This is a genomic window from Pseudomonas sp. TH34 (genome assembly GCF_016650865.1).
GTDB lineage: Bacteria > Pseudomonadota > Gammaproteobacteria > Pseudomonadales > Pseudomonadaceae > Aquipseudomonas > Aquipseudomonas yamanorum.
Map to the genome: position 1 here is coordinate 320,323 of NZ_JAEKFB010000001.1, position 17,448 is coordinate 337,770.

Below are 17,448 nucleotides of genomic sequence, written 5' to 3' on the forward strand. Positions count from 1 at the left end.
GTGACGCCACTGACGACCGTTTTCCAAACACTCGATTTCAGGAATACCCACATGACCACGTTGAACCAAGCCCACTGCGAAGCCTGCCGCGCCGACGCCCCGCAAGTCAGCGACGAAGAATTGCCGGTGCTGATCAAGCAGATCCCCGACTGGAACATCGAAGTACGCGACGGCGTGATGCAGCTGGAAAAGGTCTTCCTGTTCAAGAATTTCAAATTTGCCCTGGCCTTCACCAACGCCGTGGGTGTGATCTCCGAAGCTGAAGGCCATCACCCGGGCCTGCTCACCGAATGGGGCAAGGTCACCGTGACCTGGTGGAGCCACTCCATCAAGGGCCTGCACCGCAACGACTTCATCATGGCCGCGCGCACCGACGAAGTGGCCAAGGATGCCGAGGGCCGCAAGTAATGCATTTCGACGCAATTGGCCGGGTGCCCGGGGACCCGATCCTCGGGCTGATGGAGCTGTATGCCCAGGACCCGAACCCGAACAAGTTCGACCTCGGCGTGGGCGTGTACAAGGACGACCAGGGCCTGACGCCGATCCCCCATTCGGTGAAACTGGCCGAGCAGCGCCTGGTGGAGCAACAAACCACCAAAACCTACATCGGCGGCCACGGCAATGCCGCGTTCGGCACGCTGATCAGTGAATTGGTGCTGGGCGCCGATTCGCCGCTTCTGAGTGAACGCCGCGCCGGCGCCACCCAGACGCCTGGCGGCACCGGCGCGCTGCGTCTGAGCGCCGACTTTATCGCCCACAGCCTGCCCGGCCGTGGCGTATGGCTGAGCAACCCGACCTGGCCGATCCACGAAACCATCTTCGCCAAGGCCGGGCTCAAGGTCAGCCATTACCCGTACGTGGGCAGCGACAATCGCCTGGACGTAGCGGCGATGCTGGCCACCCTGTCCACCGTGCCAAAAGGCGATGTGGTGCTGCTGCACGCCTGCTGCCACAACCCGACCGGCTTCGACCTGTCCCAGAATGACTGGCGCCAGGTGCTGAAGATTGTCAAAGAGCGCGAGCTGCTGCCGCTGATCGACTTTGCGTATCAGGGTTTTGGCGATGGCCTGGCACAAGATGCATGGGCGGTGCGGCTGTTCGCGGCTGAGCTGCCTGAAGTGCTGATCACCAGTTCTTGCTCGAAGAACTTTGGCCTGTACAGCGACCGTGTAGGCGCGCTGATTGTGTGCACGACGAATGCCGAGAAGCTGACGGATGTGCGCAGCCAGTTGGCGTTTATTGCGCGTAATTTGTGGTCGACGCCGCCGGATCATGGTGCTGCAGTCGTGGCGACGATTCTCGGTGATGCCGGGCTGAAAAAGCAGTGGGCCGAGGAAGTTGAAGCGATGCGCGCGCGGATTGCGCAGCTGCGTTCCGGGCTGGTGGAGGCGCTGGCGCCCCATGGGTTGTCGGAGCGGTTTGCGCATATCGCGGCGCAACGCGGGATGTTTTCCTATACCGGCTTGAGTGCGGAACAGGTGAAGCAACTGCGGGAGCAGCACAGCGTGTATATGGTCAATTCCGGGCGTGCGAACGTGGCGGGGATTGATGCGACGCGGTTGACGCTGTTGGCCGGAGCCATCGCGGATGTTTCCCACATCTGACTGAAGAAACCGGCTCCAAATGTGGGAGCGGGCTTGCTCGCGAAGGCGGTGGGGCAGTCGAATTATTTGGTGACTGACACTCCGCATTCGCGAGCAAGCCCGCTCCCACATTTAGACTGAGTGAGTCTGTGAGTCTGTGGGTTTGAGGCTCAGCCCGCCACCATTTCGGCCTTTAGCTGCGCCTCTTTCGCCTGGGCATCCGCCAACCGATACAGCTCGATATGCCCGTCCCAGTGCTCGATCAGCGCCGTGCACGACTCCACCCAATCCCCGCAATTGAGGTAATCCACCTCGCCCACCTTGCGAATCTCCGCATGGTGGATATGCCCGCACACCACGCCGTGCAATTCGCGCTTGGTCACTTCATGGGCAATCGCTTCTTCAAAATCACTGATAAAGCTGACCGCCGTCTTGACCTTGTGCTTGAGGTACGCCGACAACGACCAGTAGCCGTAGCCATAACGCGCCCGCCAGTGGTTCAGCCAGCGGTTGAGCGTGAGGGTGAATTCGTAGGCCGAATCGCCAAGGAACGCCAGCCAGCGGTGATACCGGGTGATCACATCGAACTGGTCGCCATGGATCACCAGCAGGTGCCGGCCATCGGCAGTCACGTGCACCGCTTCGTCCACCAGCTGGATATTGCCGAGGATCAGCTTCGAATAACGCCGCAGAAACTCATCGTGGTTGCCGGTGACGTAGATCACCTCGGTGCCGCGCTTGCTCATGGTCAGCAGTCGGCGGATCACGTTGGTATGGGCCTGGGGCCAATACATGCCGCTGCGCAGCTTCCAGCCGTCGATGATATCGCCCACCAGGTAGACCTTGTCGGCGTGGTAGCCCTTGAGAAAATGCGAGAGGTGTTCGGCCTGGCAATCCCGGGTGCCCAAATGCACGTCGGAAATCCACAGGGTACGCACGCGTTGCTTGCGGCTGGGTTTGGCGAGTTCGGCGCTGGTCATGGGCATGCCTCACGGTGTTTTCGCGAGCTTGCGCCCATGGGGTTAATAGCCCATGACAGTGTTGCGTCAGTCTGATGACAGCGCCCAAGGCCGGTGAAGCGATGTAAACTGCGGGCCTGCCCAGGAGACTGCGATGAGACCCAACCTCACGCTACGCCACTACATCGAAGAGCCTATCGCCCACAGCCATGAACACGCGCAGCTGGTGTTTGGCCTGTCCGGGCATCTGGACTTCGAGGTGGATGGCCGTGGCAGCCAGGTACAACACAGCAGCGTGATGGTGCTGCCCTACGCCGCTCATCACGCGTGTATCAGCCGCGATGGCAGCCGCTGCCTTGTGCTGGACGTGCCCGATGGACACTGGTTGGCTCAGTCCCTGGGGGAGCATGCCGACGCCAGCCGTCGCTTGCTCGACCAGTCCGCCCACCTGACCCTCGACAATCGCCAAAGCCAACTGGTGCAGTGGCTGGCGAACAGCCCGGTGGACGACCCGCTGATCGCCCAGCAAGGCGCCGTATTACTGCTGGCCAGCCTCAATCTCGTACAGCCGCCGACGGGCAAGCGCCTGCCCTATGCCGCGTTCGATGCGCATATTCAGCGGCACGCCGCACACCCGCTGCAAGTAGCAGACCTGGCGAAGATCGCCGACCTGTCCGTCGCCCGTCTGCATGCACGGTTTATCGCGGAATGCGGGCAGACGCCGATGGACTACCTCCGTACCCGGCGCTTGCAGATGGCGCGCGACCTGTTGCGCAACAGCCAATTGCCCATCGGCGAGATTGCCGCGCGGGTTGGCTACGGTTCGCAAAGTGCATTTGCTGCGGCGATGTTGCGGGAGTTTGGCCTCTCGCCCCGAGCCTTCAGACGAACACCGCCCGGTGTAGGAGCTGTCGAGCCTGCGATAGCATCACCGCGCGCGCTCTGAAATACCGAGTCGCTTGCATCGCAGGCAAGCCAGCTCCCACAGGGGATCGCTTCCTGGTAAGAGCCCTGCGACAAAACCCGCGAGCCCAACGACAGACGCGAACGCCTGCAACCCTCTAGACTGCGATCCTGTAAACCCGTTGTCTAAGGATCGCAATGACTCCCCGCACAGCCCTCGGCGCCCTGCATATCGGCGCATTGATGTTTGGCCTCACTGGCGTGTTCGGCAAGCTGGCGGCCGCCTCGCCGGCAATTATCGTGTTCGGTCGCGCCGCGTTCGCGGTGCTTGCCCTGGCGATCTTTGCGCGTTTCGCCAGCAACACCACCTGGCAGAGGCTGCAAGCCCGCGACTGGCGCCGCCTGCTGGTCAGCGGCCTGTTGCTGGCCGGGCATTGGGTGAGTTTCTTTATCGCGGTGAAGGTCGCCGGCGTGGCCATCGCCACCCTGGGCTTCGCCACCTTCCCGGCCTTTACGGTGATCCTCGAAGGCCTGATTTTCCGCGAGCGGATTCGCGCCAACGAAATCCTGCTGGTGGTGCTGGTCAGCATCGGCCTGGTGCTGGTCACGCCGGACTTCAACCTCGCCAGCCAGGCCACCAGCGGCCTGTTGTGGGCCGTCGGTTCCGGCTTGCTGTTCTCGCTGCTGTCGCTGAACAACCGCGCCAGTGGGCGCATCCCGCCGGTGCAGGCAGCCTTGTGCCAGAACGTGGTGGTCGCGCTGTGCCTGTTGCCGGTGGCTGCGCCTGGGCTCGCGGAGGTGCGCGCATTGGACTGGCTATGGATCGGCCTGCTCGGGGTGTTCTGCACCGGCCTGGCCCACAGCCTGTTTGTCGCCAGCCTCGCGGTACTCAAGGCGCGCACCGCCGCGGTGGTGTTTGCCATGGAGCCGGTGTACGGCATCACCATGGCCTGGCTGCTGTTTGCCGAAACCCCGACGCTGCGCATGCTGATGGGCGGCGCACTGATCATCGTGGCCATCGTGGTGTCCGGGCTGATGGGCAACGCCAAACCGGCCAAGCAGCCGGCCGCCACGGCCTGATCTATACTTTGTGTGTCCGTGACAGTGTGTGGTCGTTCAACGGATCCAGACTTCTCGACAACAGCCCGGGTGCTTTTTGAAGTTGCTGCAAGCGAGTGGTCATTCCATCAACGCGATGCAGGGGTTGCACCATGGAAATCTTCATCAGCCTGGTCCTTCAAATGATCAGCGGCGCCATCGGCGGGCAGATCGCCGGCCTGGGCAAACACAGCCTGGGCACCGGGCTCAATACGCTGGTTGGCGGGGTCGGCGGCCTGGTATTGGGCCAGATCGTTTCTCTGATCACCGGCACCGAGACCGCGACTGACCTGACGCTTGCCGCCCTGGCCAGCAACATCATCGGCGGCGGGGTCGGCGGGTTGGTCCTGACGGTTCTCGTCAGTTGGGTGAAACAGCGGATGGCCACCAAGTAAGCGCTGATGCTTATTGCACGCGGTCGTTATGCCCCAGGTCCCGTTGCGGGTCGATCTGGTCGCGTACCCGTTGCTTGAGCACCTTGGCTTCCGGGAAGCCACCATCAGCCTTGCGCTCCCAGATCTGCACACCGTCGCAGGTAATCCGAAACGCACCGCCAGTGGCCGGCTCCAGGGCCACTTTGCCGAGGTCGTCTGCGAAGGTGCTCAACAGCTCCTGGGCCAGCCAAGCGGCGCGCAGCAACCACTGACATTGGGTGCAATACGTGATGACAATCTCGGGTTTGGCCGCTGACATGAATTGACTGGCTCCTGCTTGGCGGGTTGAAAGGATCGAGTGGCTATAATAGCGGCCTTTATCGTCCTGCCTTGAGATTGATGATGCGCCGCCTGTTGTCCTGCCTGTTGCTGTGCCTGCTCCCTGTCCTCGTCCAAGCCGTCGAAAACCCGCGCCCGAAGATCGGCCTGGTGCTCTCCGGCGGTGCCGCCCGTGGCCTGGCGCACATTGGCGTGCTCAAGGCTCTTGAGGAGCAAGGCATCCACATCGATGCGATCGCCGGCACCAGCATGGGCGCAGTGATCGGCGGGCTGTATGCCTCGGGCTACAAGATCGATGAGCTGGAGAAACTCGCGTTGAGCATCGATTGGAGGCTCGCCCTGTCCGACGCGCCGCCACGGGAAGATGTACCGTTCCGGCGCAAGCAGGATGACCGGGATTTCCTGGTCAAACAGAAACTCAGCTTCCGCGACGACGGCAGCCTGGGCCTGCCACTGGGGGTGATCCAGGGTCAGAACCTGGCCTTGCTGTTGGAAAGCATGTTTGCCCACACCAGTAACGTACGGGATTTCGACAAGCTGCCCATCCCCTTCCGCGCCGTCGCCACCGACATCACCAGTGGTGAAAAGGTGGTGTTCCGCAAAGGCCACCTGCCCCAGGTGATCCGCGCCAGCATGTCGATCCCGGCGGTGTTTGCCCCGGTAGAGCTGGATGGACGGCTGCTGGTGGACGGGGGCATGACCGATAACATCCCGTTGGATGTGGCGCGGGAAATGGGGGTCGACATCGCCATCGTCGTCGACATCGGCACCCCGCTGCGTTCACGCAAGCAACTCAACACCGTGGTGGACGTGCTCAACCAGTCCATCACGCTGATGACCCGGCGTAACTCTGAAGAACAACTCAAGGCCCTGGCCCCCCGCGACGTACTGATCCAGCCGCCATTGGCTGCCTACGGCGTGACGGATTTCGGTCGCGCCAAGGACATGATCGACGCGGGCTACCGCGCCACCCGCGCCCTCGACGTACGCCTGGCCCACTTGCGCCCGGCCGAGCCGGTAGACCCGTCCCTGGTGGCCGCCCGCACGCCCGGCGAGCGCAATCCCGTGATTACCGCGATCAAAGTGGAAAACGACTCCAAGGTGGGCGACGAGGTGATCCGCTACTACATCCGCCAGAACCTCGGCGAGCCTCTGGACATGGCCCGCCTGCAAACCGACATGGGCACCCTTTACGGCCTGGATTACTTCGAGCAGGTGCAATACCGCGTGGTGAAAAAGGGCAAGGACAATACCCTGGTCATCAGCGCCCGAGGCAAACGCAGCGGCACCGACTACCTGCGCCTGGGCCTGAACCTGTCGGATGACATGCGCGGCGACAGCGCCTTCAACCTCGGCGCCAGCTACCGCATGAACGGCATCAACCGACTCGGCGCCGAATGGCTGACGCGGGTGCAGATCGGTGACAAGCAGGAGCTTTACAGCGAGTTCTATCAGCCGATGGACACCGGCTCGCGGTACTTCGTCGCGCCCTATATCAGTGCCCAGGCGCAAAACGTTGAACTGATCGAAGACAACAACCCGATCTCCGAGTACCGCCTGGAACGCTACGGCTTCGGCTTGAACGTGGGCCGGCAGATCGGCAACAGCGGCGAGATTCGTTTCGGCGTCGGCGAGGCCTGGGGCAAGGCGGATGTGCGCATTGGTGACCGGGATTCACCGAGCATCAACTTCAGCGAGGGCTTCTATGAGCTGAAGTACTCCTTCGACTCGTTCGACAACGTGTACTTCCCCCATACCGGCGAAGACATTGGCTTGGCCTTCCGGGAGTTCGAACCGGGGCTGGGTTCGGACCAGCGCTATCGCCAGTGGGAGTTCAAGCTGGACAAAGCCATGAGCAGCGGGCCGGACACGCTGATCCTCGGCGGGCGTTATGGGCGCACTCTGGATAAGTCGGATGTGGTGATTTCCAGCTTCCTGCTGGGGGGCGCGCGGCAGTTGTCGGGCTTTCGCGAGGATGCGATTGCGGGGCAGAACATCAGCCTGATGCGCGCGGTTTACTACCGCCGGCTGACGCCGCGGTCTTACTTGCCGCTGGACTTCCCGTTGTACCTGGGCGCGTCACTGGAGCGCGGGCGAGCGTGGAACAACGACAATGAATACGACAGCGGGTACATCAACGCCGCCAGTATTTTCCTGGGGTTTGATACGCCGCTGGGGCCGTTGAATTTCAGTTACGGGTTTAACGATGACAATCAACAGGCCGTGTATCTGAACCTGGGGCAGACGTTCTGACTACGCCACAAAACCCATGTGGGAGCGGGCTTGCTCGCGAAGGCGGTGTGTCAGTCAGCACATGTATTCACTGACACTCCGCTTTCGCGAGCAAGCCCGCTCCCACATTTTTGATCTTCTGTGTACTTGGGATCAGGACTTCTCGAGATTCCCGAGGATGTGCTCATGCACCCGCATGCACACCCGCAGATCCTCTTCGTCGACGCCCACAAACAGCTCATGGCGCAAGGCCGTGGCGATGGTTTCAATCTGTTCGATCAACGGCTTCGCGGTATCGCACAGCACGATGCGCTTGGCGCGGCGATCTTCCACAACGGCCTGGCGTTGCACCAGGCCCTGGCTTTCCAGGCTGTCGAGCAAACGCGCCAATGTAGGCCCTTCTACCCCAACACTTTGCGCCAACTCACGCTGTGTCGGCGGTTCGGTAAAACGGGCCAGGTGCAGCAGCACCAGCCAGCGTGCCTGGGACAAGCCCAGACCTGCCAGACGACGATCCAGCTCGGCACGCCAACCTCGGGACATCTGCGCCAACTGCATGCCAAAACGGTGTTGATCGGTTAACGGCATAAAAAACTCATGGATTAGACTGAAAATAAAGTGTGGCTAATTATTAGTCAGCTAAGCATGACCCATGCCAGTAGGCAAGACCCGGTATGTACTGATTCGTTACATTGTCGTAATTGGCACATCAAATCTCGAATTCCGACTGCAAAGCGGCCCTTACGCAGTACAAAACGCCCTCGGGAACGCGCCCGGTAAACAGCGGCGCAATCTCGGAAACAGGTGGCAATTCGCCTTCTCCGTCCAGGAATGCATCCTGGATTTCGCCGAGCAAATCTTCCGGCAAATCAAGGGCCTGCTCCAACGACAACTGCTGCTTGCCGATGGATTCCGCCAACAAGGTGTAGACGTTTTTTTCCGAGCACTGCAACTGCCCGGCGATCTGGATCGGGGTCATGCCGGCACGGGCCAGGCTGATCAACTCGTGGCGGATATCGGCCACCTCTTTCGGCGCCTCGACCTGGCCGCCGAGCACTTCGAGGAACGCCTGGCCGTAACGCTCCAGCTTGCGCGCACCGACGCCGCTGACCCTGGCCATTTCGCCCAGGGTGGTGGGATGCTCGCGGAGCATTTCCAGCAACGTGGAGTCGGGGAAGATGACGTAAGGCGGCACGCTGTGTTCCTGCGCCAGCTTCTTGCGCAATGCACGCAAAGCTTCCCACTGTTCGCGCTCTTCGAAGCGCACCAGTTGGCTGGCTTGGCTGGTGCTGGTTTTGGGGGTGGTTTGCGGCTTGAGGTCGCGGCGCAGCTCCAGGCTGACTTCGCCCTTGAGCAGCGGCCGGCAACTGTCGTTCAGGCGCAGGCCGCCGTAGCCTTCCAGGTCGATGTCCACCAGGCCACGGGCGACCATCTGCCGGAACAGCGAGCGCCATTCGCCTTCAGCGCGGTCTTTGCCGACGCCGTAGACCGAGAGTTTTTCGTGGCCGAAGCTGCGAATCTTTTCGTTGTCCTTGCCCAGCAGCACGTCCACCAGATGGCCGACACCATAACGCTGGCCGGTACGGTAGATCGCCGACAACGCCTGACGCGCCGGTTCCGTGGCGTCCCAGGTCTGCACCCCGTCCACGCAGTTATCGCAGTGGCCGCAGGGTTGAGGCATGTCTTCGTCGAAGTAGGCGAGCAAGGTCTGGCGACGGCAGCGGGTTTCTTCACACAGCGAGAGCATGGCGTCGAGCTTGTGCTGTTCCAGGCGCTTGTGACGCTCGTCGCCTTCGGAGTTCTGCAGCATCTGCTTGAGCATCACCACGTCTTGCAGGCCGTAGACCATCCAGGCATCCGCCGGCAGGCCATCACGGCCGGCACGTCCGGTTTCCTGGTAGTACGCCTCGAGGGATTTGGGCAGGTCCATGTGGGCCACGAAGCGCACGTTGGATTTGTCGATGCCCATGCCGAACGCGATGGTAGCGACCATGATCAAGCCTTCCTCGTTGAGGAAGCGCTTCTGGTGGTACGCCCGCAGTTCGTTGGGCAGGCCGGCGTGATACGGCAGCGCCGGGTAGCCCTGCTCACTGAGGAATGCGGCGACCTCGTCGACTTTCTTGCGCGACAGGCAGTAGACGATGCCGGCGTCACTGCGCCGATCGGAAAGGAACGCCAGCAACTGCTTGCGCGGCTGTTCCTTGGGCACGATGCGGTAAAAAATATTAGGTCGGTCGAAGCTCGAGAGGAACCGCTCGGCGTTTTGCAGGTGCAGACGCTCGACGATTTCTTCGCGGGTGCGCTTGTCGGCCGTGGCGGTCAGGGCAATGCGCGGGACGTTGGGGAACAGCTCCGCCAGTTGACCCAGTTGCAAGTATTCACGACGGAAATCGTGGCCCCACTGGGACACACAGTGGGCTTCATCGATGGCGAACAGGGCGATTTCCAGGCTCTGCAGGAACGCCAGCATCCGAGGCTGCACCAGCCGTTCGGGGGCGAGGTAAAGCATCTTCACTTCACCGCGCTTGATGCGGGCGGCGAGGTCGCGCTGCTGTTCGGCGCTGAGGGTGGAGTTCAACGCGGCAGCCGCCACGCCGAGCTCTTCCAGAGTGGCCACCTGATCGTCCATCAAGGCGATCAACGGCGACACCACCACTGCAAGCCCTTCACGCAGGAGTGCCGGCACCTGGAAACACAGCGACTTGCCGCCGCCGGTAGGCATCAGTACCAGGGCGTCACCGCCGTTGGCCACGCGCTCAATGATCGCACCCTGGCGGCCACGAAAACTGTCGTAGCCGAAGATGTCCTTGAGGACGCGTTGAGCCTGCTCGAGCATGAAAAACTCCAAATATCGCCGAAATCCCTCTGTACAGGCTGGTCGAAAAAGCACGCTTGAGCGGGAAATAATCCGTAAGCGAACTTTTCCCGCGACTGGCGCTTGGCCTGTAGGGGCATCACAAAACGCGGCAGTATACCCGAGGGTCACCCGGCAAAGGGTGCCGTTGGTGAATTGCCCAGGCCCATTAAATGGCCCGAAATGCTGGGAATTCATTCCGTCGGGTAGACCCAATTGTCCCCTTCGCGAGCAAGCCCGCTCCCACAAGCTGGCCTGGCAGCTCAAGAAAGCCTAGAATTGCCCATCGTTTATTCCCAAGGTAGTCCGTCAATGTCCTTCGCTGAGCAACTAACCCGCCTGCAAGCCTTCCTCGATGCCGATGAGCTGCACGACGAGGCGCTGGACTACGTGGCCGCCCACGGCTATCTGACCGCGCTGTCGATCTGCTCCGATGTCGTGCCTGATCGTGAATGGATCGACGCCCTGTTCTCCGAAGAGCCTCACTACAGTGATGCCGCCCAGCGCGAAGAAATCGAATCGACCCTGCTGGCCCTCAAGGCTCACATTGGCCGCCAACTGGCTTCAGATGAAGAGTTCGAACTGCCTTGCGACCTGGACCTCGGTGAAGATCCGGATGATTCCGAACTGCGCGGCTGGTGCATCGGTTTCATGGAAGGCGTGTTCCTGCGTGAAGAGGCCTGGTTCGAAACGGCTGAAGAAGAAGTCAGCGAAATGCTGCTGCCGATCATGGTCGGTTCCGGCCTGTTCGACGAGCAACCTGAGTTCTCCGACATCGCCTCCGACGCCAACCTGATGGACGACATGATCGTTCAGATCCCGGAAGCGCTGACCGCCCTGTACCTGCTGTGCAACGCCCCTGACGAAAAGCCGGCGATCCTCAAGCCTCGCCACCACTAAGACCCTTGCCCGTGGCGCCCATGGGCAATCGCTCTGTGATCACGCGTTACGTTCTGCTGGCTATCGGCTGGTTGAGCGTAGCGCTTGGGGTGATCGGCATCTTCCTGCCGGTGCTGCCCACGACTCCCTTCCTGCTGCTGGCTGCCGCCTGCTTCGCCCGTAGCTCCCCGCGCTTCTACCAATGGCTGGTGGAACACCCGCGCCTGGGGCCGTGGATCCGTGACTATCTGGATGGCAACGGGATTCCGCTCAAGGGCAAGGTGTATGCCATTGGGTTGATGTGGGTGAGTATCGGGTTTTCCTGCTACCTGGTGCCGCTGATCTGGGCGCGAGGGTTCATGCTGACCAGTGCGGTGTTGGTGACGGTTTATATTTTGCGGCAGAAGACATTGCCCAAGGCACCGCAGGACTAAATGTGGGAGCGGGCTTGCTCGCGAATACGGTGGATCAGTCAGCACATGTATCGGCTGACACACCGTATTCGCGAGCAAGCCCGCTCCCACATTTTTGATCCAGTGGCTTCAGAGGGATCAACGCATCGGCGGCAAGCCATACGCCGCCAGATCAAACTCCGCCAACTTGCGAATAATCTGGTCCGCATGGTGATACTTGCTGTCCGCCATCGCCTCATCCGGCACCGCAATCGCGGTCATGTGCGCAGCCTTGGCTGCCGTCACGCCAAACGGCGAATCTTCAAACACCAGGCAATCCTCCGGTGCCACACCCAAGCGCCGCGCCGCCGTGAGGAAGATATCGGGCGCAGGCTTGGCCGCCCCCACTTCCGGGTCATCCGCGGTCACGATAGTGTCGAACAGCCCAAACCACTCACGGTGCAGCGTAGTCTTGTGACCAAACGAATTGCGCGACGAACTGGTGCCCACGGCAATCGGAATGTTATGCGCCTTCAAGTGCCGCACCAGCGCTTCAGCGCCCGGCATGCCCAACGCCTTGGGGAAACGCTCGCTCATCAGCGGCTCGCGGATCACCAGGAATTCGGCGGGCGTAATCGGCAGGTCCAAAGCCTTGACCACGTAATCCGCCAGGTCCTGGGCGCCGCGACCAATGATGTGCTGCTTGATCCCCCAGTCATAGGTACGGCCGTAACGTTCGGCGATGATCTGCGTGACTTCGGTGTAGATGCCTTCTGTGTCCAGCAACAACCCGTCCATATCGAAAATGACAGCCTTGATCGGGACAGCGGTACGCGGTGCATTCATCACTACAGATCCGTGGGCAAAAGGACTAAAAGGATTCAGCACAATAACGGCCCGCCTGCGCTGCTAGCAACCGTTACGAGCCTGTCCCGAACCCTGTCAGCGTTTCACTCAGGAAAATCAGCGCCCTCAGTCACCTCAGCCCACGCATCAAAATCAGCGCTCAATGCCTTCACCTTGGTCCGCGCAAAGGTCAACGCCGCCTTGCCCAGCAGCAAGCGCAATGGCGGCTGCTCGGCCTCCACCGCCTTGACGATGGCAATCGCTGCACGCACCGGATCACCCGGCTGTTTGCCGCTGTAGTTGCGGACCATGTTGGCACGGGCCACCGCCGTTTCTTTGTAGTCGGCAATCCCGTGAGCCGCCTCGTTGGCCGAACGTCCGGCCCAGTCGGTACGGAACGGGCCCGGCTCGACCAGCAACACCTTGATGCCCAACGGCGCGACTTCCTGGGACAGCGCCTCGGAAAGGCCCTCCACCGCAAACTTGGTCGCATTGTAGAAACTCAGCGACGGGAACGCCGCCACACCGCCCACCGAGGAAATGTTCACGATGCTGCCCGAACGCCGGGCGCGCATGCCGGGCAAGGCCGCGCGAGTCATGGCGCTCAGGCCCCATACGTTGATTTCGAACATGTTGCGCACGTCATCCAGGTCGCTTTCTTCGAAGGAGCCGAAGTAGCCGACACCGGCGTTGTTGACCAGTACGTCGATATGGCCGAAACGTTCTTCAGCCGCTTTGACAGCCGCCTCGACCTGGGCCTGGTCGGTCACGTCCAGCGTCAGAACCAGCGCGTTGTCTTCGTGACCGGCGACGATGTCCTGCACCTGTTGCGTATTGCGTGCGGTGACCACGGTCGGGTAGCCGAGGCTCAGGGTGTGCAACGCCAGCTGGCGGCCGAAACCGGTGGAGCAGCCAGTGATGAACCAGACGGGTTTTGCGGTGGAAGTCGTCATAAAGGGCCAATCCTCGTGTGTGTAGGAAAAGTATGCGCGCCGCTCTTCTTGCTAAAAAGATGCATAATCTGCAAGGCCCTTTCGGAAATACCACACAATGGAAACGCCCGATTTTCAGCAGTTGCGACTGTTCCTGCAGGTTGCCCGCTCGAAAAGCTTCACCCAGGCGGCCGACGCCAGCAGCCTCTCGGTGTCGACCGTCAGCCATCGCGTGCGCGCCCTCGAGAAACAGTTGGGCGTACAACTGCTCAACCGCACCACCCGCAGCGTCAGCGTGACCGAGGCCGGCGAGCAATTGATCCAGAAGATCACGCCGCTGCTGGAAGAGCTGCAAACCAGCCTGCACAGCGTAGCAGCGGCTACGGTCGACGCCGCCGGTACCTTGCGCCTGAATATTCCCTCCACCGCCAGCCGAATGGTCCTGCAACCGTTGCTCCAGCGCTTCCTGCGCAAATACCCGGGCATCAACCTGGAAGTGGCGGTGGACAACAGCCTCGTGGATATCGTCGCCCAGGGTTTTGACGCGGGCATCCGCTACGACCATGTGCTGGCCGAAGACATGGTGGTGGTGCCGGTGGCGACGCAGTTGCGATTCGTCATCGTCGCCACGCCGGAGTATTTGCAGGGGCGCAAACTGCCCACTCATCCCCACGATTTACTAGAGCATGAGTGCGTCAACTACCGCAGTGCGCAGACCGGCTCGCTGCACCGCTGGGACTTTGAAAAAGCCGGCAAGCAGATGCGGGTTACGGTAAAAGGCCGGCTGGCGACCAACGATGTTGAATTGATGGTGCGCGGTGCGCTGGACGGGTTTGGCTTTGCCTACGTGGCGCGCTCCAGCGTCGAGCAGTACTTGCAACGCGGTGAGTTGGTGGAGGTGCTGGACGACTGGATTGCCCACAGCGCGCTGTATTTGTATTACTTCAACCGTACGAACACGCCGAAGAAATTGCGGGTGTTCATCGAGTTCCTGAAGGAAGAATTCGGGACCTGATCCTTTCAAAAAGCGAACCCAATCATGCTCTACCGCTTCGCCGCTGACGGCCTGGTGCTGTTTCATTTGTCGTTCATTCTGTTCGTGCTGTTTGGCGGTTTGCTCGCCCTCAAATGGCGGCCCGTGATGTGGCTGCATTTGCCCGCTGCTGCCTGGGGCGTTGCGGTGGAAGTGTTCCACCTGCCCTGCCCGCTGACCCGCTGGGAAAACCTGTTTCGCCACCTTGCCGGGCAGGACGGTTATGGCGGCGGGTTTATCGAGCATTACATCCTGACCCTGATCTACCCGGCCGGGCTGACGCCGCAGATCCAATTGGGGCTGGGCGCGCTGGTGCTGTTGATCAACATCGCGGTGTATGTGCGCCTGATCAGGCGCTCTTAGGCAGGCAACCAATACCAACTAACGTCGCCTCAACCGCCTCATCCAACGGTGTGTGGGGTTCGCTGCCCAGCACCTGCACCAAGTGACGGTTATCCATGCGTACCTCGGTTTGCCACAGGTAGCGCATTTCCTGCATCTCGCGGAAGGTGGTGACAAAGGGCGCGGCCAGTTTCAGCAACCACCAGGGGAAAGCCCTGACAGAGGGCTGCTGGCCGGTCCTGCGTGCCACCACCCGCTGAATCGCTTGGCTCATCTGCCGACCATCAGCGTCTATGTGCCCCGCCATATGAAAGCGGGCGAAGGCATCAAGGTTGTCGCGGCGTGCAATCAACTCGACCATGGTCCTCGCCACGTCAGGCAGGTAAGCCCACTGATGCCCCACGCCTGGCGCGCCTGGATAGCTCACGTTGGCCACCGGCTTCGCGGGTTTGACCAACCCTTGTGAAAACCAGCTACTGCCGGCCTTGGCGCCGAAAAAATCGCCCGCCCGCACGATCAGCGCCCGTGCGCCCTGCTGGGTCGACTTAAGCAAACGCTGCTCCATCTCCACCCGGATCGCGCCCTTGCGGGTAAGTGGATGCTGCGGCGAATCCTCCTCCAACCGCGCAAATGCATCCGGCCCGAAGTTGTACACCGTGCCCGGCAGAACAATTGTCGCCCCTTCAGCGACTGCCGCCGCGATGCTGTTGTCGATCATCGGCAGCACCAGCTCCGCCCAGCGCTGGTAACCGGGCGGATTCACCGCATGCACGATCACCGAACAGCCCTTGGCCGCCGCGATGACTTCCTCACGGTTCAGCGCATCACCTTTTATCCAGGTGAAATCGGCATTCTGCTTGTGAGCCTTATCCACATCCCTCGTCAGGGCGCACACCTGCCAGCCCGCAGCGAACAACTGCCGTGCCACCTCACCACCAATCCCGCCCGTCGCACCCAAAACCAGAACCTTGTTCATGCTTTTTCCCCTGAGGGTTGTTTGATGGGGCGATTCTGTTCGCCGGCAGGCTATAGAGGAATTGCCGAAGATCATCCAGACGCTATACATTTATGCATGGCATCAAGTATTGGTTGGGAGCTTTACCGGTCATTCCTCGGCGTACTCAAGGAAGGATCGTTGTCGGGGGCCGCACGGCAGCTCGGCATCACTCAACCCACCGTCGGGCGGCACATCGCTGCGTTGGAGAAATCCCTGAACGTGGTGCTGTTCACCCGCTCCGCCAGCGGCCTGCTGCCCACCGCCGTCGCCCTCACCCTGCGCACCCATGCCGAAACCATGGAAACCACGGCTGCCGCCCTCGAGCGGGCCGCCTCTCCACAAGGCCCGGAAGTACGCGGCGTGGTACGGGTGTCTGCCAGCGAAGTGATCGGCGTGGAAGTCCTGCCGCCGATCATCACCCGCCTGCGCCAGCAGCACCCGCACCTCAAGGTCGAACTGGTGCTAAGCAATCGCCTGCTCGACCTGCTGCAACTGGAGGCCGACATCGCCGTGCGAATGGTCCGACCCAGCCAGGAACAACTGCTGGCGAAGCGCATCGGCGTTATCGAAGTCGGCCTGCACGCCCGCAACGACTACCTGCAACAACACGGCACGCCCCAGAGCCTGAATGACCTGACAGCCCACTCAGTCATCGGTTACGACCAGGAAAGCGCCTTCATCCGCAGCCTGGCCGTCAAAGGCTTCGACCGCAGCGCCTTTTCCCTCAGCAGCGACAGCGACCTCGCACAACTGGCACTGATCCGCGCCGGCGCCGGTATCGGTGGCTGCCAGGTCAAACTGGCCCGGCAAGACACCCGCCTGAGCCGGGTCATGCCCGACGCCTTTGCCCTGCAACTGGACACCTGGGTCACCATGCACGAAGACCTGCGCAACAGCCCACGCTGCCGCGTCACCTTTGATGCCCTGGTGGCCGGTTTGCAGCATTACGTACAGGATTGAGACAGCTTCGCTGGTGAAGAATCAGAGTCCCTCAATCCCTTCATAGACGCCCCCATGTCCGAAGCCTTCGAAGTTCCCAGCCCCCACGAAAAACACGTCGAACACGCCACCGAACATGCCCACCGCAGCGGGGACAATTTCGCCAGCCGCATCGCCGTGATGACCGCCATCATGGCCACCGTCGGCGCCATGCTCAGCTACCAGGCCGGCTCCACCGAAAGCGAAGCGGCGATGGACAAAAACAACGCCGCCATCTTCAAGACCGAAGCCGCCAACCAGTGGAACTACTACCAGGCCAAATCCAGCCGGCAGAACCTCGCCGAGCTGGCGACCCATATTCCGGGGGTTGATGCCAAGCACTACACCGACGAGATCGAGCGTTACAAAACCCAGAAGGAAGACGTGCGCAAACAAGCCGAAAAGCTTGAAGCCACCTCGAAAGAATGGGATGAAAAGTCCGAACAGGCACTGCACCAACATCACCGCTGGGCACAGGCGATGACCGCGATTCAGATCGCGATTTCGTTGGCGGCGATTACGTTGTTGACAAGGAAGGAATGGTTGAAGCGCATGGCGTATACCGCCGGTGGGGTGAGTGTGGTGTTGGGCGGGATGGCGTGGTTGCATATTTGAGAGCTGGATTTTCATCGCCCTTCGAACGTGGAGCGCGGAAAAAGCAGAAACACGACGTTACGTCACGTCGCGTTTCGCTGGTAGCTATCCCT

The 17,448-nt window shown here is 61.3% G+C and carries 19 protein-coding genes; 12 read left to right on the plus strand and 7 right to left on the minus strand.

Translation table 11 applies throughout. The features are described from left to right. The first annotated feature begins 51 nt into the window (after positions 1-51). On the plus strand, positions 52-408 hold the full coding sequence (locus JFU58_RS01455; protein WP_003214616.1) for a 4a-hydroxytetrahydrobiopterin dehydratase: 357 nt from the start codon (positions 52-54) through the stop codon (positions 406-408). Further along, positions 408-1,604 carry an amino acid aminotransferase gene (locus tag JFU58_RS01460; RefSeq protein WP_201139729.1) on the plus strand — a complete coding sequence of 399 codons (1,197 nt, stop codon included), beginning with the start codon at positions 408-410 and terminating at the stop codon, positions 1,602-1,604. The genes JFU58_RS01455 and JFU58_RS01460 overlap by 1 nt, the downstream gene beginning before the upstream one ends. Positions 1,605-1,753: 149 nt before the next feature. Here JFU58_RS01460 and JFU58_RS01465 read toward each other — a convergent pair whose 3' ends face one another. Next, positions 1,754-2,563 (minus strand): UDP-2,3-diacylglucosamine diphosphatase, encoded by an 810-nt coding sequence (locus tag JFU58_RS01465; RefSeq protein WP_003214618.1) that lies wholly within the window; start codon positions 2,561-2,563, stop codon positions 1,754-1,756. A 133-nt stretch (positions 2,564-2,696) separates the two neighbouring features. On the opposite strand from JFU58_RS01465, the gene JFU58_RS01470 reads away from it, so the two are divergent. The 3 genes from JFU58_RS01470 to JFU58_RS01480 all read left to right on the plus strand — a co-directional run bounded on the left by JFU58_RS01470 (position 2,697) and on the right by JFU58_RS01480 (position 4,938). Then, the gene (locus JFU58_RS01470) at positions 2,697-3,488 is read left to right on the plus strand and encodes an AraC family transcriptional regulator (RefSeq protein ID WP_201139730.1); all 792 of its coding nucleotides are present in this window, start codon (positions 2,697-2,699) and stop codon (positions 3,486-3,488) included. A 155-nt stretch (positions 3,489-3,643) separates the two neighbouring features. After that, on the plus strand, positions 3,644-4,525 hold the full coding sequence (locus JFU58_RS01475; protein WP_093207442.1) for a DMT family transporter: 882 nt from the start codon (positions 3,644-3,646) through the stop codon (positions 4,523-4,525). 131 nt (positions 4,526-4,656) lie between these two features. Beyond that, positions 4,657-4,938, plus strand: coding sequence for a hypothetical protein (locus JFU58_RS01480; RefSeq protein WP_063028059.1), 282 nt, complete (start codon positions 4,657-4,659; stop codon positions 4,936-4,938). A 10-nt stretch (positions 4,939-4,948) separates the two neighbouring features. On the opposite strand, the gene JFU58_RS01485 is transcribed toward JFU58_RS01480, so the two are convergent. Then, positions 4,949-5,236, minus strand: a complete 288-nt coding sequence (locus JFU58_RS01485; RefSeq protein WP_093207434.1) for a SelT/SelW/SelH family protein — start codon at positions 5,234-5,236, stop codon at positions 4,949-4,951. 83 nt (positions 5,237-5,319) lie between these two features. Between JFU58_RS01485 and JFU58_RS01490 the strand changes: the two genes are divergently transcribed. After that, positions 5,320-7,509 (plus strand): patatin-like phospholipase family protein, encoded by a 2,190-nt coding sequence (locus JFU58_RS01490; RefSeq protein ID WP_177025769.1) that lies wholly within the window; start codon positions 5,320-5,322, stop codon positions 7,507-7,509. 132 nt (positions 7,510-7,641) lie between these two features. Here JFU58_RS01490 and JFU58_RS01495 read toward each other — a convergent pair whose 3' ends face one another. Further along, positions 7,642-8,076, minus strand: coding sequence for a MarR family transcriptional regulator (locus JFU58_RS01495; protein ID WP_017477432.1), 435 nt, complete (start codon positions 8,074-8,076; stop codon positions 7,642-7,644). Positions 8,077-8,197: 121 nt separating this feature from the next. Beyond that, entirely contained in the window at positions 8,198-10,324 is a 2,127-nt protein-coding gene (gene recQ / locus JFU58_RS01500; RefSeq protein WP_177071210.1) for a DNA helicase RecQ, read from the minus strand. 330 nt (positions 10,325-10,654) lie between these two features. Here recQ and JFU58_RS01505 point away from each other — a divergent pair, with 330 nt between their 5' ends. Further along, a complete protein-coding gene (locus JFU58_RS01505; RefSeq protein WP_017477430.1) occupies positions 10,655-11,242 on the plus strand; it encodes a UPF0149 family protein in 588 nt (195 codons plus the stop codon). A 20-nt stretch (positions 11,243-11,262) separates the two neighbouring features. After that, positions 11,263-11,655 (plus strand): YbaN family protein, encoded by a 393-nt coding sequence (locus JFU58_RS01510; protein ID WP_177043011.1) that lies wholly within the window; start codon positions 11,263-11,265, stop codon positions 11,653-11,655. A 117-nt stretch (positions 11,656-11,772) separates the two neighbouring features. Here JFU58_RS01510 and JFU58_RS01515 read toward each other — a convergent pair whose 3' ends face one another. Both JFU58_RS01515 and JFU58_RS01520 read right to left on the minus strand, forming a co-directional pair. Next, positions 11,773-12,459, minus strand: a complete 687-nt coding sequence (locus JFU58_RS01515) for an HAD-IA family hydrolase (protein WP_177043010.1) — start codon at positions 12,457-12,459, stop codon at positions 11,773-11,775. Positions 12,460-12,563: 104 nt separating this feature from the next. Next, positions 12,564-13,412 carry an oxidoreductase gene (locus tag JFU58_RS01520; RefSeq protein WP_063028048.1) on the minus strand — a complete coding sequence of 283 codons (849 nt, stop codon included), beginning with the start codon at positions 13,410-13,412 and terminating at the stop codon, positions 12,564-12,566. Positions 13,413-13,509: 97 nt separating this feature from the next. On the opposite strand from JFU58_RS01520, the gene JFU58_RS01525 reads away from it, so the two are divergent. Beyond that, a complete protein-coding gene (locus JFU58_RS01525) occupies positions 13,510-14,406 on the plus strand; it encodes a LysR family transcriptional regulator (protein WP_201139731.1) in 897 nt (298 codons plus the stop codon). 24 nt (positions 14,407-14,430) lie between these two features. Further along, on the plus strand, positions 14,431-14,787 hold the full coding sequence (locus JFU58_RS01530) for a DUF2784 domain-containing protein (protein ID WP_063028044.1): 357 nt from the start codon (positions 14,431-14,433) through the stop codon (positions 14,785-14,787). On the opposite strand, the gene JFU58_RS01535 is transcribed toward JFU58_RS01530, so the two are convergent. Then, entirely contained in the window at positions 14,774-15,742 is a 969-nt protein-coding gene (locus tag JFU58_RS01535; protein ID WP_177025765.1) for an SDR family oxidoreductase, read from the minus strand. The genes JFU58_RS01530 and JFU58_RS01535 overlap by 14 nt on opposite strands. Before the next feature lie 96 nt (positions 15,743-15,838). On the opposite strand from JFU58_RS01535, the gene JFU58_RS01540 reads away from it, so the two are divergent. Both JFU58_RS01540 and JFU58_RS01545 read left to right on the plus strand, forming a co-directional pair. Then, positions 15,839-16,723, plus strand: coding sequence for a LysR family transcriptional regulator (locus tag JFU58_RS01540; RefSeq protein ID WP_201139732.1), 885 nt, complete (start codon positions 15,839-15,841; stop codon positions 16,721-16,723). 54 nt (positions 16,724-16,777) lie between these two features. Further along, entirely contained in the window at positions 16,778-17,356 is a 579-nt protein-coding gene (locus JFU58_RS01545; protein ID WP_008434886.1) for a DUF4337 domain-containing protein, read from the plus strand. Positions 17,357-17,448 lie beyond the last annotated feature (92 nt).

Excerpts from the sequence above, each read along its gene's own strand:
- JFU58_RS01455 (WP_003214616.1), top strand. The coding sequence starts at position 52 with ATGACCACGTTGAACCAAGCCCACTGCGAAGCCTGCCGCGCCGACGCC.
- JFU58_RS01460 (WP_201139729.1), top strand. The coding sequence starts at position 408 with ATGCATTTCGACGCAATTGGCCGGGTGCCCGGGGACCCGATCCTCGGG.
- JFU58_RS01465 (WP_003214618.1), bottom strand. The coding sequence starts at position 2,563 with ATGACCAGCGCCGAACTCGCCAAACCCAGCCGCAAGCAACGCGTGCGT.
- JFU58_RS01470 (WP_201139730.1), top strand. The coding sequence starts at position 2,697 with ATGAGACCCAACCTCACGCTACGCCACTACATCGAAGAGCCTATCGCC.
- JFU58_RS01475 (WP_093207442.1), top strand. The coding sequence starts at position 3,644 with ATGACTCCCCGCACAGCCCTCGGCGCCCTGCATATCGGCGCATTGATG.
- JFU58_RS01480 (WP_063028059.1), top strand. The coding sequence starts at position 4,657 with ATGGAAATCTTCATCAGCCTGGTCCTTCAAATGATCAGCGGCGCCATC.
- JFU58_RS01485 (WP_093207434.1), bottom strand. The coding sequence starts at position 5,236 with ATGTCAGCGGCCAAACCCGAGATTGTCATCACGTATTGCACCCAATGT.
- JFU58_RS01490 (WP_177025769.1), top strand. The coding sequence starts at position 5,320 with ATGCGCCGCCTGTTGTCCTGCCTGTTGCTGTGCCTGCTCCCTGTCCTC.
- JFU58_RS01495 (WP_017477432.1), bottom strand. The coding sequence starts at position 8,076 with ATGCCGTTAACCGATCAACACCGTTTTGGCATGCAGTTGGCGCAGATG.
- recQ (WP_177071210.1), bottom strand. The coding sequence starts at position 10,324 with ATGCTCGAGCAGGCTCAACGCGTCCTCAAGGACATCTTCGGCTACGAC.
- JFU58_RS01505 (WP_017477430.1), top strand. The coding sequence starts at position 10,655 with ATGTCCTTCGCTGAGCAACTAACCCGCCTGCAAGCCTTCCTCGATGCC.
- JFU58_RS01510 (WP_177043011.1), top strand. The coding sequence starts at position 11,263 with ATGGGCAATCGCTCTGTGATCACGCGTTACGTTCTGCTGGCTATCGGC.
- JFU58_RS01515 (WP_177043010.1), bottom strand. The coding sequence starts at position 12,459 with ATGAATGCACCGCGTACCGCTGTCCCGATCAAGGCTGTCATTTTCGAT.
- JFU58_RS01520 (WP_063028048.1), bottom strand. The coding sequence starts at position 13,412 with ATGACGACTTCCACCGCAAAACCCGTCTGGTTCATCACTGGCTGCTCC.
- JFU58_RS01525 (WP_201139731.1), top strand. The coding sequence starts at position 13,510 with ATGGAAACGCCCGATTTTCAGCAGTTGCGACTGTTCCTGCAGGTTGCC.
- JFU58_RS01530 (WP_063028044.1), top strand. The coding sequence starts at position 14,431 with ATGCTCTACCGCTTCGCCGCTGACGGCCTGGTGCTGTTTCATTTGTCG.
- JFU58_RS01535 (WP_177025765.1), bottom strand. The coding sequence starts at position 15,742 with ATGAACAAGGTTCTGGTTTTGGGTGCGACGGGCGGGATTGGTGGTGAG.
- JFU58_RS01540 (WP_201139732.1), top strand. The coding sequence starts at position 15,839 with ATGGCATCAAGTATTGGTTGGGAGCTTTACCGGTCATTCCTCGGCGTA.
- JFU58_RS01545 (WP_008434886.1), top strand. The coding sequence starts at position 16,778 with ATGTCCGAAGCCTTCGAAGTTCCCAGCCCCCACGAAAAACACGTCGAA.